This is a genomic window from Streptomyces sp. YIM 130001 (assembly GCF_003574445.1).
Taxonomy (GTDB): Bacteria; Actinomycetota; Actinomycetes; order Streptomycetales; family Streptomycetaceae; genus Streptomyces.
In genome coordinates this window covers 213,999-229,653 of sequence record NZ_KZ984553.1, presented here as the reverse complement: position 1 = coordinate 229,653, position 15,655 = coordinate 213,999, and the positions used below count along the sequence as shown (strand labels likewise).

General features: G+C 70.8%; 13 protein-coding genes. 7 read left to right on the top strand and 6 right to left on the bottom strand.

The features are described from left to right. Positions 1–43: 43 nt before the first annotated feature. The gene (locus tag DSC45_RS12910) at positions 44–799 is read right to left on the bottom strand and encodes a L,D-transpeptidase family protein (RefSeq protein ID WP_119290302.1); all 756 of its coding nucleotides are present in this window, start codon (positions 797–799) and stop codon (positions 44–46) included. Positions 800–1,208: 409 nt separating this feature from the next. Between DSC45_RS12910 and DSC45_RS12905 the strand changes: the two genes are divergently transcribed. Both DSC45_RS12905 and DSC45_RS12900 read left to right on the top strand, forming a co-directional pair. Further along, the gene (locus DSC45_RS12905) at positions 1,209–1,502 is read left to right on the top strand and encodes a hypothetical protein (protein ID WP_119290300.1); all 294 of its coding nucleotides are present in this window, start codon (positions 1,209–1,211) and stop codon (positions 1,500–1,502) included. Between the two features lie 289 nt (positions 1,503–1,791). Next, on the top strand, positions 1,792–2,319 hold the full coding sequence (locus tag DSC45_RS12900; RefSeq protein WP_119290297.1) for a hypothetical protein: 528 nt from the start codon (positions 1,792–1,794) through the stop codon (positions 2,317–2,319). A gap of 99 nt (positions 2,320–2,418) precedes the next feature. Here DSC45_RS12900 and DSC45_RS12895 read toward each other — a convergent pair whose 3' ends face one another. Together DSC45_RS12895 and DSC45_RS35705 are read right to left on the bottom strand one after the other, a co-directional pair. Beyond that, positions 2,419–3,594 (bottom strand): PP2C family protein-serine/threonine phosphatase, encoded by a 1,176-nt coding sequence (locus tag DSC45_RS12895; protein ID WP_240434606.1) that lies wholly within the window; start codon positions 3,592–3,594, stop codon positions 2,419–2,421. Positions 3,595–3,624: 30 nt separating this feature from the next. Then, a complete protein-coding gene (locus tag DSC45_RS35705) occupies positions 3,625–3,993 on the bottom strand; it encodes an ATP-binding protein (RefSeq protein WP_162929207.1) in 369 nt (122 codons plus the stop codon). Positions 3,994–4,270: 277 nt separating this feature from the next. On the opposite strand from DSC45_RS35705, the gene DSC45_RS12885 reads away from it, so the two are divergent. Continuing rightward, positions 4,271–5,770: a 3' terminal RNA ribose 2'-O-methyltransferase Hen1 gene (locus tag DSC45_RS12885; protein WP_119290293.1), complete on the top strand. Its 1,500-nt coding sequence runs from the start codon at positions 4,271–4,273 to the stop codon at positions 5,768–5,770. Then, positions 5,767–8,367 carry a polynucleotide kinase-phosphatase gene (locus DSC45_RS12880; RefSeq protein ID WP_119290291.1) on the top strand — a complete coding sequence of 867 codons (2,601 nt, stop codon included), beginning with the start codon at positions 5,767–5,769 and terminating at the stop codon, positions 8,365–8,367. Before DSC45_RS12885 ends, DSC45_RS12880 begins: the two co-directional genes overlap by 4 nt. 22 nt (positions 8,368–8,389) lie before the next feature. Here DSC45_RS12880 and DSC45_RS12875 read toward each other — a convergent pair whose 3' ends face one another. Beyond that, positions 8,390–9,160 carry a DNA alkylation repair protein gene (locus DSC45_RS12875; RefSeq protein WP_119290289.1) on the bottom strand — a complete coding sequence of 257 codons (771 nt, stop codon included), beginning with the start codon at positions 9,158–9,160 and terminating at the stop codon, positions 8,390–8,392. A gap of 177 nt (positions 9,161–9,337) precedes the next feature. Between DSC45_RS12875 and DSC45_RS12870 the strand changes: the two genes are divergently transcribed. The 3 genes from DSC45_RS12870 (at position 9,338) to DSC45_RS12860 (ending at position 12,891) form a co-directional block, all read left to right on the top strand. Continuing rightward, entirely contained in the window at positions 9,338–10,573 is a 1,236-nt protein-coding gene (locus tag DSC45_RS12870) for an arginine deiminase (RefSeq protein WP_119290287.1), read from the top strand. Between the two features lie 178 nt (positions 10,574–10,751). Continuing rightward, positions 10,752–11,756: an ornithine carbamoyltransferase gene (gene argF / locus DSC45_RS12865; RefSeq protein WP_119290285.1), complete on the top strand. Its 1,005-nt coding sequence runs from the start codon at positions 10,752–10,754 to the stop codon at positions 11,754–11,756. Positions 11,757–12,063: 307 nt separating this feature from the next. Then, positions 12,064–12,891, top strand: a complete 828-nt coding sequence (locus DSC45_RS12860; protein WP_119290576.1) for an aldo/keto reductase — start codon at positions 12,064–12,066, stop codon at positions 12,889–12,891. A 26-nt stretch (positions 12,892–12,917) separates the two neighbouring features. Here the strand turns inward: DSC45_RS12860 and DSC45_RS12855 are convergent, their stop codons facing one another. Both DSC45_RS12855 and DSC45_RS12850 read right to left on the bottom strand, forming a co-directional pair. Further along, positions 12,918–13,979, bottom strand: a complete 1,062-nt coding sequence (locus DSC45_RS12855) for a LysR family transcriptional regulator (protein WP_162929206.1) — start codon at positions 13,977–13,979, stop codon at positions 12,918–12,920. 219 nt (positions 13,980–14,198) lie between these two features. Beyond that, the gene (locus DSC45_RS12850; RefSeq protein WP_119290281.1) at positions 14,199–15,638 is read right to left on the bottom strand and encodes a mandelate racemase/muconate lactonizing enzyme family protein; all 1,440 of its coding nucleotides are present in this window, start codon (positions 15,636–15,638) and stop codon (positions 14,199–14,201) included. Between the last annotated feature and the right edge of the window lie 17 nt (positions 15,639–15,655).

Genomic DNA, 15,655 nt, shown 5'->3' with positions numbered 1-15,655 from the left:
GCATCGCGGTTTCGGCCCGCGGCCGCTGCTCGGTCCGACCCGGCTACCGCAGGATCGCCTCGGGGTCACCCATGGCGATGACCGGCTTCTTCGCCGGGTCGAGCCATTTCAGGAGCGCGCGCATCTTGTCCCGGGCCAGCGCCACGCAGGCCTGCGTCGGCCCCTTGTGGTCGACGTGGATGAAGATGCCCCCGCCCCGTTCGGCCCCCATCGGGCGGCTGAGGTCCCTCGGTGGAGTGCCGGGGTTGCGGTTGTAGTTGATGGCCACCACGTGGTCGAACGCCCCCTCGAGGGGCTCGCCCAGGAAGCCGACTCCGTCGATGTTGTAGGCCGAGTCCTGGTCGTAGGGCAGCTTGGTGCCGGGGTCGGGCAGCAGACCGCCGGCGTCGGTCAGCCCGAACACCCCGACCGGTGTGCTTCGGTCGCCCGCGGTGTGGGCCCCGGTCCAGCCGCGCTGGCCGTTGCGGGCCGGCCACGGCTGTGCGGCTCGGTGCCAGCCCTGCTTCGCGTCGTACTCGTACAGGTTCGCCGTCGCGTAGCTGGATTCGGGGGACTCGCCCTGCACCACGACGACCTGCCGGGCGCCGAGACGGCTCACCGAGTCTTCCATCTGCTTGCCCAACTGCGGGATCGGTGCGGAGCGAGGGTGGGGAGGTCCCTTGCGCGCGGAGGGCGCGGAGACCTCGGGGCTCCGATCGTGCCCGGTGTCCGCCGGGGACGAAGCGGGGGCACAGCCGCCGAGGACCAGGGCGGAGATGAGCGTCGAAGCGACGGACCACGAGCGGACATAAGGGCGCATTCGCGAATTATCATCATATTAATTCGGCTTCTCGCGTAGCCGGGGTCGTGGCGTGTTGCGGCGTCCGCTGCCTGGCGGTGCGTGCCGGTCGTCCGGTCGATCGCCGACGAGGCAGGAGATTTTGCGTCTTAGTTCCATATCTGAAGTGAGATGCACCATTTGGCCGTGCTAGTGTCGCCACATCTCCTTCGGGTGGTTAGTCCGTCTATGCCCGGAGTTGTAGATGTGCCGCAATGGGGCGGCTTCCACCGAAACCGACCCGAGAGGGCCTCTTTCGTCATGCGTACTTCCCGCTCCGCGATAGCCACGGCCCACGTCCATCAGTGCGTGAGCACTCCCAGAGCCTCGTTCACCGAGCCCGGCGCGGTCGTCCACGCCGCAGTCTGAACCTGCCCGGTACGGCACCGGTTTGTGTACGGGTATCCGGCTGCGGGCCGTGCTGATCGCCGCCGCGGCGTTGGCCGCTCTCGCGCTTCCCACCGCGGCCGCGTTCACCGATACGGCCGACCTGGCGAACCCGCCGCCACCTGACGCCCCCCATCGCACGCCCCGAGAGGAGATCCAGCCGGCCGCCAACATCGCGGGAGAGGCGGCCCGCAGAGCCGTGCAACGCATGATCGGGTCCTCGAACGGCGCGCACGCCGACCACGTCGAAGGTCCCGTCTGCCACCTGTACAGCGACGACAGTGCGTCGTCGCCGTGAGGAGAGCCGGCTCGTCCGGGCCCGCGTACGTGGACCCGATGCCGTGCTGTGCCACCGCCATTCGGCGCCACACCATTCGGTAGCCACCCGCCCGGCTCAGTACCGCTGACGAACACCCCTCGTTTGAGGCCGAGTTGTGTGCTCGGCGGGGCCGGGTTGCGGCTCGGAGCGCTACTCCAGGTGGCGCCGCTTCGAGTCGCCGCAGGGGAGCGGGCCTGCCATGCAGGTAGGTGAAGGCGCGCGGTTCCCCGAGACCCGACCCGTCCGGCCGCGCCCGGATCGAGGACTCATGCGCGTCATATCCGCAGCCGCCACTGCCGCCCTGACCACTGTCACCGCTCTGTCGCTCGCCGTGCCGTCGGCGTTCGCGGACGAGCAGCCGTCGTTCTCCGCGACGCCGAACCCGGCGAAGCCCGGGGACTCCGTGATCCTTTCGGTGTCCGGCGGCTGCCAGGCCGAGTCCGCGACCGCGACGTCGGAGGTGTTCGATTCCGTCGTGCCGCTCTCGACCGGCTCGGCCGGTATCTACACGGGTACGGCGAAGATCCGCTCCGGCGCCTCCGCCGGCGCTCACCCGGTGCAGGTCGACTGCGAGGGCAGCGTGTCCAGCTACTCCATCAACATCTCCGCATCCACGACATCGACCCCGACCCCGACAGCCACCCCGACCAACCCCGCGCCGAGCCGTGGTGTCCAGGGCGGTCTCGGAGGGTCCAGCGACGATCTTCCGCTGGCGCCCATCGCCCTCGGCTCAGGGCTGATCGCAGCCCTGGGCGGCACCCTCTGGTTCAGGAACCGGCGGCCCACACGGCGTTAGGCCGCTGTGCTCGTACTGCCGTCGTCGCCGGAAGGCGACCGGGCGGCGTCTGGTGTGATGCCAGGCGTCGCCCGGCGGACGGCGGTTCGAGGACGGGGCTCAGTCGGGCGCCGTGCCCTGGCGGTGGGTGACGGCGAGGAGCGCCAGGTCGTCCGTCTGGCGTCCGTTCGTGTGCCGGTGCACGGCCTCGAGCAAGGTGTCGAGGACGTGCTCCGGGGTCGTGAACCTGTGGTCCCGCAGGACGGTGACCGGGTCGAAGAAGGTGTTGTCCCGGTCGCGCGCCTCGTTCAGGCCGTCCGTGAAGGCCAGCAGGGTCGCCCCCGGAGGGAAGGGAACCTCGACCGACTCCGTGGGTCCGCTGCCGAGATCGCCCATTCCCAGGGGCAGCGACGCCGAGCTCGGCTCCACGGTCCGCACCTGCAGCTGAGCGGTCGTACCGAAGCCCTTGCCGGCGTGGTGACCCGGTGTCAGGAGCAGCGGCCCGGGATGGCCGCGGTTCACGACGCGCAGCAGGTCCCGCTCCCGGTCGACCTCGGCGAGGACCGCGGTGACGAAACCCTCGACCACCGCCGGCCCGTCGGCGAGGCGGGCCCCGCACTGGACCGCGTGGTCGAGACGGTCGGCCACCACCGCGAGGTCGGACTGCTGCTCGGCCGCCTCGCGGAAGACGCCGATGGTGTGGGCCACCGCCCGGACCGCCTGCATGCCCTTCCCGCGCACATCGCCCACGAGCAGGCGCACGCCGTACGGCGTCTCCTGTACGACGTACAGGTCGCCGCCTATCAGGGCGTCCGCCTCGGCCGCCTCGTACCGGGCCGCGACATCGAGCGAGCCCACCTGCCGCGGGGGACGCGGCAGTACGGCCATCTGCAACGTCTCGGCCATGCCCCGCGCCGTGGCGAGACGCCGGCTGTGCCCCGCGACGATCACGTGCAGGGCCACGGCGATGCCGCCCACCAGCAGCTGCGTCACCATCTCGGTGATCGCGGAGGGGTCGCCCGCCGTCCCGTTGTCCAGCTCCAGCACGACCTGTACGGCGAGGGCCAGGGCGGCCACCGCCACGGTTCCGCGCAGCGAGTAGAAGGGGGCGATCAGTAGCGGCGCGGTCTCGAAGAACGGCGGCGAAGTGAACCCCGCGGGTGTGAACAGGTAGAAGGCGGCGCCCGCCATGATCAGTGGCAGCGGCAGCAGACGCACGATCCGCACGGCGCGAGCCGTGAGCATGTCGTGACGGCGAGCGCTGCGTGCACCGAGCCGGCCGGCGAGGTCGAGCATGGTCGCAAACATCCTTCGTGAGCGCGCCGATCAGGCGGTGTGCTGTCGATGCCAGACCGCTCGCACGGTCTTGCCGTCGTCGTGGGGGATCACCTGAAGCTCCGAGGTGAGGCGGTCGGCGATGTGCCAGCCGCGACCGCCTTCCCGGTCGGCGTCCGGCTGCACGCGAACCGGCATCGCGGATCCGGCGTCCTCCACGTCCGCGACCAGTGCCGCCCCGCTCTGCTGCAGGCACAGCCGCCACGGTCCGTCGGTGTGGCGGATCGCGTTGCCGACCAGTTCGCTGATGACCAGGAGCACCGCGTCCTCGTCGGCCCACGGGCAGCTCTCCTTGAGGAACGCGGAGGCTTCCTTGCGGGGCAGGGCGGCGCTGGTCCGCCGGGAGTCGATGACGAGCAAGACGAGCCTCCTGTCGACGGCGAGCTCCGGCACCAGGACGGGCCGGACGGGATGGGCCGCGGCAGGCTCGCCGCGTCGGTCACTGCCCTGTCGCCATTCTCGGCAGCCGATGCCGGAGGAAGGGCGGGGCCATCGGTCCTGCGTCCCTGCGAAAGACCCCGATCCCCGGGACCTTGGTCCCGGCCGGGGGCCTCGTCGCAGTGCGGCTCACGCCCGCCGGACAGGCGTCGTGGAAAGTCTCTCGCCATGGCGGACGTGGCGTCGCATACTCGGACGGGTGTTCTTGACGATCAGCACCACCGGCAGCCCGGAGCGACCCGCGACCGATCTCGGATTTCTGCTGCACAAGCATCCGGAGAAGACGCAGGCGTTCTCCACCTCGCACGGCACCGCGCACGTCTTCTATCCCGAGGCGTCCGAGGAGCGGTGCGCCGCCGCGCTGCTCCTGGAGGTGGACCCGGTGGCGCTCGTACGGCGCGGCAAGGGCAAGGGCAGAGGAGGCGCCCCCGACTCGGCGCTCTCGCAGTACGTCAACGACCGCCCGTACGCGGCCTCCTCGCTGCTCGCCGTGGCGATCGGCCGGGTCTTCAAGTCGGCCCTGCAGGGCACCTGTGTCGCCCGGCCCGAACTGGTCGGGCAGCCGCAGCCGTTGCGTATCGAGATCCCCGTGCTGCCCGCGCGCGGCGGCCCCGAGCTGGTCGCGAAGCTCTTCGAACCGCTCGGGTGGAGTGTGGAGGCCACCCGGCTGCCGCTCGACGAGCAGTTCCCGGAGTGGGGCGAGTCCCGTTACGTGAGACTGGTTCTCGAGGGCGAGCAGGTCCTGGCCCAGGCGATGCGCCACCTGTACGTCCTGCTGCCGGTCCTCGACGACGCCAAGCACTACTGGGTGGCGCCCGACGAGGTCGACAAGCTGCTCAGGGCGGGCGACGGCTGGCTGGCCGAGCACCCCGAGCAGAAGCTGATCACCAGCCGCTACCTCTCCCGACGCTGGTCGCTGACCCGTGCGGCCATGGAGCGGCTCGAACTCGTACGCCTCGCCGAGACCGACGACAGTCAGGTCGAGGAGATCGACAACGCGGTGGACGAGAACACCGACACCGAGGAGCGGCCCGTCCCACTCGCGGTGCAGCGGCGCGAGGCGCTGCTCGCCGCGCTGCGTACGGCGGGTGCCGGGCGGGTGCTCGATCTCGGTTGTGGGCAGGGCCAGTTGGTGCACGAGCTGCTCAAGGACACCCGGTTCACCGAGATCGTCGGTCTGGACGTGTCGGTACGGGCCCTGACCATCGCCTCGCGCCGCCTCAAGCTGGACCGCATGGGCGACCGCCGTGCGGCGAGGGTCAAGCTGGTCCAGGGCTCGCTCGCCTACACCGACAAGCGGCTCACCGGATACGACGCCGCGGTGCTCAGCGAGGTCATCGAGCACCTGGATCTGCCCCGGCTGCCCGCCCTGGAGTACGCGGTGTTCGGCTCGGCGCGGCCCACGACCGTACTCGTGACCACGCCGAACGTGGAATACAACGTCCGCTGGGAGTCGCTGCCCGCCGGGCACAGCAGGCACGGTGACCACCGCTTCGAGTGGACCCGCGCAGAGTTCCGCGCCTGGGCGCGGCAGGTGGCCGAACGGCACGGATACGCCGTGGAGTTCACCCCGGTCGGACCGGACGACCCGGAGGTCGGTCCGCCCACCCAGATGGCCGTCTTCACCCGGCGTGACGACGCCACCGCCCCAGCGCCGACCACCACCTCGACCATCACGAAGGGAGACGAGGCAGCATGAGTGACACCGAGCGACGAACCGACGCCCCGTCCCGCCGCCGCGAGGCCCGCCGGCTCCCGGTGACCGACCTCTCCCTCGTCGTACTCGTGGGCGCCACCGGCTCCGGCAAGTCCAGCTTCGCCCGCAAGCACTTCAAGCCCACCGAGGTCATCTCCTCGGACTTCTGCCGCGGCCTGGTGGCCGACGACGAGAACGACCAGAGCGCGAGCAGCGACGCCTTCGACGTCCTGCACTACATCGCCGGAAAGCGCCTCGAAGCAGGCCGCCTCACCGTCGTGGACGCGACCAACGTCCAGTCGGAGAGCCGCAAGCAGCTCGTCCAGCTGGCCCGCAGTCACGACGTACTGCCCATCGCGATCGTGCTGGACGTACCCGAGGAGGTCTGCGCCGAGCGCAACGCAGGGCGCGTCGAGCGGGCAGGTGTGCCCCGCCGCGTCATCCAGCGCCACCAGCGTGAACTGCGGCGCTCGCTGCGGCACTTGGAGCGTGAGGGCTTCCGCAAGGTGCATGTGCTGCGCGGCGTCGACGAGGTGGACGACGCGGAGATCTCCCTGGAGAAGCGCTACAACGACCTGGGGCACCTCACCGGGCCATTCGACATCATCGGCGACATCCACGGCTGCCGCTCCGAGCTGGATACCCTGCTCGGCAAGCTCGGTTACGTGGACGGCTCGCATCCCGAGGGCCGTACCGCCGTCTTCGTCGGCGACCTGGTCGACCGCGGCCCTGACAGTCCGGGAGTGCTGCGCCGGGTGATGAGCATGGTCGGCTCCGGCGACGCGCTGTGCGTGCCGGGCAACCACGAGAACAAGTTCGGCCGCTACCTCAAGGGCCGCAAGGTCCAGCACACTCACGGCCTCGCCGAGACCGTGGCCCAGCTGGAGGACGAGAGCGACGAATTCCGGGGCCAGGTGAGGGAGTTCATCGACGGACTGGTCAGCCACTACGTCCTGGACGGCGGCAAGCTGGTCGTCTGCCACGCCGGTCTGCCGGAGAAGTACCACGGCCGCACCTCCGGCCGGGTCCGCAGCCACGCGCTGTACGGCGACACCACCGGCGAGACCGACGAGTTCGGCCTGCCGGTGCGCTACCCGTGGGCCGAGGAGTACCGGGGACGCGCCGCCGTGGTCTACGGCCACACCCCGGTGCCGACGGCCAGCTGGCTGAACAACACCATCTGCCTGGACACCGGTGCCGTCTTCGGCGGCCGGCTCACGGCGCTGCGCTGGCCGGAGCGCGAACTCGTCGACGTACCCGCCGAACAGGTCTGGTACGAGCCGGTGAAGCCGCTCGCCACCGAGGCACCCGGCGGGCACCAGGGCCGGCCGCTGGACCTCGCCGATGTGCAGGGCCGCCGGATCGTGGAGACCCGGCACATGGGCCGGGTCTCGGTGCGTGAGGAGAACGGTGCGGCGGCGCTCGAGGTGATGAGCCGGTTCGCGGTCGACCCGCGGCTGCTCCCGTACCTGCCGCCGACGATGGCGCCCACCGAGACCTCGGGGCGGGAGGGCTACCTGGAGCATCCTGCCGAGGCGTTCGCCCAGTACGCATCGGACGGGGTCGGACGGGTCGTGTGCGAGGAGAAGCACATGGGCTCGCGCGCGGTGGTGCTGCTGTGCCGCGACGCCGCGACGGCCGCGGAGTCCTTCGGCCTCGACGAGGCGGCCGGGGCGCCCACCGGCGCCGTCTACACCCGCACCGGACGCCCCTTCTTCGACGACCCCACCGTCACCGAGGAGGTCCTGGCGCGGTTGCGCGCCGCGGTCACCGCGGCCGGACTCTGGGGCGAACTCGGCCCGGGTGAGGGCGAGTCGGCCGACTGGCTGCTGCTCGACGCCGAGCTGATGCCCTGGTCGCTCAAGGCCTCTGGCCTGCTCCGCTCGCAGTACGCGGCGGTGGGCGCGGCCTCCGGCGCGGCCCTGCCCGCGGCGGTGGCCGCGCTCGAGGCGGCGAAGGCCCGCGGCGTGGACACCGGCGACCTTCTGGACCGCCAAGGTGAACGGGCCACGGACGCGGCCGCGTTCACCGAGGCGTACCGGCGCTACTGCTGGACCACCGACGGGCTCGACGGGGTGCAGCTCGCGCCGTTCCAGATCCTCGCCACCAGCGCCCGGAGCCTCACCGCGCTGCCGCACGACGAGCAGCTCGCCGTGATCGACCGCATGGTCGAACACGACACGAGCGGACTGCTGCGCACCACCCGCCGGCTCTACGTGGACACCGGCGACGAGGCCTCCGTAGCCGCAGGCATCGACTGGTGGCTGGAGATGACCGGCCGCGGCGGCGAAGGCATGGTCGTGAAGCCGGTCCAGGCCGTGGTGCGCGACAGCCGCGGCCGGCTGGTCCAGCCCGGCATCAAGTGCCGCGGCCGGGAGTACCTGCGGATCATCTACGGTCCCGAGTACACCAGGCCCGACAACCTGCAGCGGCTGCGCAGCCGCTTCCTCGGGCACAAACGGTCGCTCGCCCTGCGGGAGTTCGCGCTCGGTCTGGAGGCGGTGGACCGGCTCGCCGAGGGGGAGCCGCTGTGGCGGGTGCACGAGGCGGTGTTCGCGGTGCTCGCCCTGGAGTCGGAGCCGGTGGACCCGAGGCTGTGAAGGCAGGGTCCCGCCGCCGGTTTCACGAGCGGCGGCGGGGCCTGTTCGGGTGGAGCTCGGCGTGAGCGCTGAGCAAGCGCGCGGCGTCCGCCTCCGGCAGCCGGCGGGCGCCTTCCCGCAGCGTCAGCGCGGAGATCCGGTCGAGCCGGTCGCCGAGCCACTCGGCGACCGGCCCCGGGTGATGCTTGGTGCCCTCCCGCAGCATCCAGCCGATCGCCTTGCGCACGAAGAAGCGGTCGTCGCCGAGCAGCGGATCGACCACCTCCCCGAACACCGGGAACCAGCGCGGGAACTGCTGTTCCTGGCGCAGCGCCGGCAGGAACGTCAGGATGCCGCCACGCCGCACCCACTGCGCCGGATCCGCGGCCCAGCGGCGGGCCGCGTCCGCCACCCGAGGCCGGTCCAGGAGCATCCGCCCGGACACGGACGGTGCGAGCAGATCGACATGGGCCCATGTCCCGCACTCCCGCAGCAAGGCGTCCAGGAGCGCGGTGTCCTCCTCCCGGAGCCGGTCCACCCAGCCGGCGAGCAGCAGCAGCGCGATCGACCGGTGCTCGTGGACGGGCCGCGACCACAGCGCTCGGGCGAGCCCGGCGATCTGCTCCCGGCTCGGCTCTGGACAGGCGCGGACCACGTCCCGCGCCACGGTCCGCAGGGCGGGCAGCGGGACGCCGATGTGCTCGAGTTCGCTGCGCAGGTACTGCTTCTCCTGCGCGGCGCGTCCGGGGACCGCGTCCTGCGCAAGCCGGTCCCGGATCTCCTGCGCCGGCACCGGGAACGTCGCGGCACACATGCTGTTCTCGCCTCCGTACGGGGATGGGCGCCGACGACCGTACCGGAGGAGCGCCCACGCACCGGGCGGTGTCACGCCGGGCGTACGGCAGTTGGCCGCCGCTGCGGCGACCGCCGGCCCACCATCCGTCCTCGCGGAAGTCGCGCGTGCGGGGGCGGCGCGGGGAAGGATGGGGCCATGGGATTCCACGTCGACTCCGAGACCGGGCGCCTGCGGCGCGTCATCGTGCACCGGCCCGATCTGGAGCTCAAGCGGCTCACTCCGACCAACAAGGACGCACTGCTCTTCGACGACGTGCTGTGGGTGCGCCGCGCCCGCCAGGAGCACGACGGTTTCGCCGACGTCCTCAGGGACCGCGGAGTGACCGTGCACCTCTTCACCGACCTGCTGCGCGAATCGCTCGACGTCGCGGCCGCCAGAAGCCTCGTCCTCGACCGGGTCTTCGACGAGAAGGAGTACGGGCCGCTGGCCACCGACATCCTGCGCAGCGCCTTCGACGCGCTGCCGTCCGAACGCCTGGTGGACGCCCTGGTCGGCGGGATGACGAAACGGGAGTATCTGAGCGCACACCCGGAGCCGACTTCCGTGCGCTTCCACGCCATGGAGCTCGACGACTTCCTGCTCGGCCCGCTGCCCAACCATCTGTTCACCCGCGACACTTCGGCCTGGATCTACGACGGGGTGTCCATCAACGCCATGCGCTGGCCGGCGCGGCAGCGCGAGACCGTGCACTTCGAGGCGATCTACGGGCACCATCCGCTGTTCGCGGGCGGCCAGGCAGGGCCGTTCCACCGATGGTCGGAGGGGCAGAAGGACTTTCCGTCGACGATCGAGGGCGGAGACGTCCTGGTGATCGGCAGGGGAGCGGTGCTGATCGGCATGAGCGAGCGGACGACGCCACAGGCCGTGGAGATGCTGGCCCACAAGCTGTTCGCCGCGGGGTCGGCGACCACGATCGTGGCGCTCGACATGCCGAAGCGGCGGGCGTTCATGCACCTCGACACGGTGATGAGCATGGTCGACGGTGACACCTTCACGCAGTACGCGGGTCTCGGCATGCTCCGCTCGTACACCATCGAACCAGGAGTGGGAGAGCGGGAGTTGAAGGTCACCGACCATCCGCCGGAGCACATGCACCGCGCCATCGCGGCCGCGCTCGGCCTCAGCGGGATCCGGGTGCTGACCGCGACGCAGGACGTGCACGCGGCGGAGCGCGAGCAGTGGGACGACGGCTGCAACGTGCTCGCCGTCGAACCGGGCGTCGTCGTCGCCTACGAGCGGAACTCGACCACCAACACCCACCTCCGCAAGGAGGGCATCGAGGTCATCGAGATCCCCGGCAGCGAACTGGGCCGGGGCAGGGGCGGGCCTCGGTGCATGAGCTGTCCGGTACAGCGGGATCCGGTCGGCTGACGGGCGCGGATGGCGGGGGCTTCAGGGCCCTGGGGAATCTCCGGTGGCCGTTCGGGGACTTTCGGAGGCTTCCTGGGGCGGAGTCGCGGGTCCCCAGCCGTGACCGTATAAGAATTCTATCGATCGTATAGACTTCCATCATCGACTGTCCTTGCCCGTCCGTCCCCCTGGAGCGCTCATGTCCACCGACCTCACCGGCCGCCACTTCCTCAAGGAGCTGGACTTCACCGCCGACGAGTTCCGCGGACTCGTCGCGCTGGCTGCCGAGCTCAAGGCCGCCAAGCGGGCGGGCACCGAGGAGCGGCGCCTGACCGGGCGGAACGTGGCGCTGATCTTCGAGAAGACCTCCACCCGTACCCGCTGCGCCTTCGAGGTGGCCGCCGCCGACCAGGGCGCGTCGACCACCTATCTGGATCCGTCCGGATCGCAGATCGGGCACAAGGAGTCGGTGAAGGACACGGCACGGGTACTGGGCCGCATGTTCGACGCGATCGAGTACCGCGGCGACAGCCAGCAGGCCGTGGAGGAACTCGCCGAGCACGCCGGCGTCCCCGTCTACAACGGCCTGACCGACGACTGGCACCCCACCCAGATGCTCGCCGACGTCCTCACCATGGCCGAGCACAGCGCCGCACCGCTCGAGCAGATCGCCTTCGCCTACCTCGGCGACGCCCGCTTCAACATGGCCAATTCGTACCTGGTCACCGGCGCGCTGCTCGGCATGGACGTACGGATCGTCGCGCCCCGCGGCTTCCTGCCCGCGGACGAGGTCGTCGCGCAGGCCAGGGAGCTCGCCGCCGTCAGCGGTGCCCGGATCACGCTCACCGAGGACGTGGCGGAGGGCGTCGCCGGGGCGGACTTCGTCGCCACCGACGTCTGGGTGTCGATGGGGGAGCCGAAGGAGGTCTGGGCGGAGCGGATCGAGGCGCTGCGGCCGTACGCCGTGACGATGGACGTGCTGCGGGCCACGGGCAAACCGGACGTCAAGTTCCTGCACTGCCTGCCGGCGTTCCACGATCTGGGTACCAAGGTCGGGCGGGAGATCCACGACCAGTACGGCCTCGACTCGCTCGAGGTGACGGACGAGGTGTTCGAGTCCGCGCACTCGGTCGTCTTCGACGAGGCGGAGAACCGCCTGCACACCATCAAGGCGATCCTCGTGGCGACCCTCGGCCTGCGCTGAGCCCCGTCGGCCAGGGGCGGGGTCGTCGATCCTCGTGCGCATCACGGCAGCGGTCACCGCACCGGCGAGCCGCGAATAGCCGCCATCCGCTGCTCCGATAACGGGCGACAGCGCGGCGCGTTCCGTCGGAACCTCTGGGTCACAGGACCGGGGAGGGTGCGATGGAGTGGATCGGGCAAGGGTGGCACGAGCGGGGTCGCGTACCGCGGCTCGCGGTGGTGCGGTGAGGACGGGCGCCGGCACACGCCTGGGCGGGACCGGCCTTCGCGTCCCGGCGGTGTCCTTCGGCGGCGGTCCGCTGGCGGGGATGCCGGCCGTCTTCGGCTACGACGTCGACGCGACGCGCGCCGTACGGACCGTGCGGGAGATCCTGCGCAGCCCCCTCGGCTGCCTCGACACGTCGGCGGCGTACGGCGACGGGGCGGGCGAACGGCGCATCGGCGTCGCGCTCGCGCAGTCCGGCGGGCTCCCGGACGGCTTCGTACTGTCGACCAAGGTGGACCGGGACGCGCTCACCGGCGACTACTCCGCCGCGCAGGTGCGGCGCACGCTCGAGGGGAGCCTGGAACGGCTGGGCGTCGACCGGGTGAAGCTCGTCTATCTGCACGGCCCCGAGCATCTCGCCTTCGCCGATGCGATGGCACCGGGCGGGCCGGTCAGGGAACTGGTCAGAATGCGCGACGAGGGCCTGGCGGCGCACATCGGTCTGGCGGGCGGAGCCGTCGGGCCGCTGGCCAGGTTCGTGGCGACCGGGCTCTTCGAGGTGCTGCTCGTCCACCACCGATGGACGCTCCTCGACCGGTCCGCGGACCAGCTGATCGAAGCGGCACACCGGGCCGGCCTCGCCGTCCTCAACGCAGGGCCGTTCGCAGGCGGGATCCTCGCGAAGGGCCCGGGCCGGCACGGCGGCGACGAGGCGACCGTGCGACGGGCGCGAGAGGCCAGGGACATCTGCAAGCAGTACGGCGTCCCGCCGGCCGCCGCGGCGCTGCAGTTCTCCACCCGTGATCCGCGGATCGCCTCGACCGTGGTGGGTGTCAGCCGTCCCGGCAGGGTCGAGTCGGCCGCTCGACTCGCCCGGTGCCCGGTGCCCGAGGAGTTGTGGGAGGCGCTCGGGCGACCGGGCGGAGGGTGAGGCGCCGTCACCGGCGGGCCGGCACCTCACGGTCGCGGGTGACTCGTCCCCGTGACTCCGCTGTGTTCCTCGGGAGTTCGGGCCGCGGGGTCGGCGGCGGAGGCCCGTTCGCGGGAGCAGGGCGGGTCCGGGCGGGTGCTGTCGGGGTCGTCGATGGACTGCATCCGCGGCGTGGGGAGTGCGCCGATCACTTCCCGCACCAGGTCGACGGCGGCCGACCCTGCCCGGTCGCCCCGCCACCACAGGGCCACGTGCCTGCTGACGTGGCCGGAGGCGACCCGGATCAGGCGTACGCCGTCGCAGTTGGCCGTCAGCATGGCCAGCGCGTTGGTGATCCCGACTCCGAGACCGCCGCGCACCATCGAGGCCAGCGTCTGGGGCTGGTTGGTCTGGAACGCGACCACCGGGCGGACACCCGACTCGGCGAGCGCCAGATCGGTCTCGAAGTGGCGCGGCGACTCCTCCGTGGGCTCGCCGACCGTGATGACGGGGAACGGGGCGATCTGCTGGAGCGTCACCGACGAACTCCCGGCGAGCGGATGCCCCGTCGGAACCACCGCCACGAGTGGCTCGCTCCACAGCCAGGTGCTCACCAGCCGGTCGTCCTTCACCAGTGGCAGCACCGGCCGTATCGCCAGGTCGATCTCTCCCGAGTTGAGCAGACTCTCGAGCGACAGCGTCGCCCCTTCGCGCAGAGTGGCGCCCACGGTCGGGGCCTGCCGGCGCAGCTGCCGCACCAGCGGCGGATACAGGAAGGCGGCGGCGCTGGGATACATGCCGATGCGCACCTCGCCGCGCACCACCCCGTCCGCGCCCTCCGCGACATCGGAGAAGGCGTCGATCCTGAACAGGACCTCCTCGGCGTGCGGCAGCAGGGCCCGGCCCTCCGGAGTCAGCGCCACCGGCTGCACGGAACGGTCGAAAAGCCGGGCCCCCAGGACGTGTTCGAGTTCCCCGATGTGGCTGCTCACCCGGGGCTGGGAGCGGTAGAGCGCCTTGGCCGCGGCGGAGAATCCGCCCTTCTGGGCGACTGCGACGAAGCTGGCGATCCAGTCGAGTCGGTAGTTGTAGACGCTGGAGAAGTCCAAACCGGCCTCCTGAGCTGTCCCTCGACCGACAGTCTGTCGACCGACTGCCCGAGGGAGCCGTCGGCTGCGGGCCGTCCGTCCGTGATGTTGATTACTGAAATACTCGTGGTGCTCCCGCTCGACAAGGGTGTCCGCACAGCCGTCCCACTCCCCGGACGGGGAGGCGGGACGAGACGGACGGGGCGGGCGCTGCACCGTGTGCGCAGGGCCCGCCTCCTGTCAGCTCCAGGTCCGGTCGTGGGTGACCTTCTTGTCCCATTCGGGAGTGGGGGCGAACAGCTTCTCGCCATCGGCAAGATGCTTCTCCATCTCCTTCTCGTCCATCTCGATGCCCAGCCCCGGCTTGTCGGTGAGGTGGTACCAGCCCTTCTCCATCAGCGGCTCGTCCTGATCGACCAGGTCGTTCCAGAACGGCACGTCCGTCGCGTGGTACTCGAGCGCGATGAAGTTCTCGCTGGCCGCCGCGATATGCGCGGACGCCATCGCACCGACCGGGGAACCCGCGTAGTGGAGCGGCATCGGCTTGCCCTTCTCCCTGGCGTAGTCGCCGATGCGCTTGGTCTCCAGGATCCCGCCCGCGGTGGCGGGGTCGGGCTGGATGATGTCGACGGCGTCCGCGTCACACAGTTTCCGGAAGGCCTCGAGACCGTAGATGTCCTCGCCGGTCATGGTCGGCACATTGATGGCCGCGGTGATCTCCTTCCAGTCGTCGGTGTACTGCCAGGGCACCAGGTCTTCCATCCACGCGAGGTTGTACTTCTCGAAGCGGCGGGCGAGCCGGATCGCCGTGTTCACGTCGAAGTGGCCGGTGTGGTCCATGCCGAGCGGGATGTCGTAGCCGACCGCGTCCCGCACGGCTTCCACGTACTCCGCCATCAAGTCGATGCCCTTGTCCGTGACTTGGACCATGGTGAAGTTGTGCTCGGTCTGGCCGTAGCCACCGGGAGTCTCGTCGTACTGCTCCAGATTGCCCTTCCAGAGGCCCTTGCCGACGATCGTGCCCGGCTTCTTCGCTATGAGTTCGATGCCCAGGTCCATCTTGAGGAACGTGAAGCCCTTGTCGACGCGGTCCTTCATGCGGCTCGCGTACTCCTTGGGGTCCTCGGACTCCGTCGTGTCGGTGTAGAGACGGATCTTGCGCCGGTAGGCACCGCCGAGCATCTGGAAGACGGGCACTCCGTACGCCTTGCCGGCCAGGTCCCAGAGCGCCATCTCGACGCCGGAGACTCCGCCGCCCCTGCGGCCGTGGTTGCCGAACTGCTTGATCCGCTTGAAGAGTTTCTCGACGTTGCACGGATTCTGGCCCACGAGGCGGTTCTTGAGCTCGAGTGCGTAGCGTTTGTCCGCGTCGTCGCGCACCTCGCCGTATCCGCTGATGCCCTGGTTCGTGGAGATCCGGACGACAGGACTGGTGAACGGAACGCCCTTGAGTACCGCCACCCGCATGTCCGTGATCTTGAGCTGGGAGGGCTTCGACGCCCGGCTCACCTTCTGGGTGAGGTAGTCGACCTGGTCCTCGACCGGCCGGAACGCCAGAGCGCCCAGGCTCAGTCCGCCGAGGCCGGCGGCCGAGAGTCCCAGCATCGCGCGCCTGCCGAGCCGCGACGGCCGGTCTTCGGGGGCGTCCGTCACCTCGGCGCTGTGTGCCTCATCGCGCATGGCTTTCTCCTGACTCC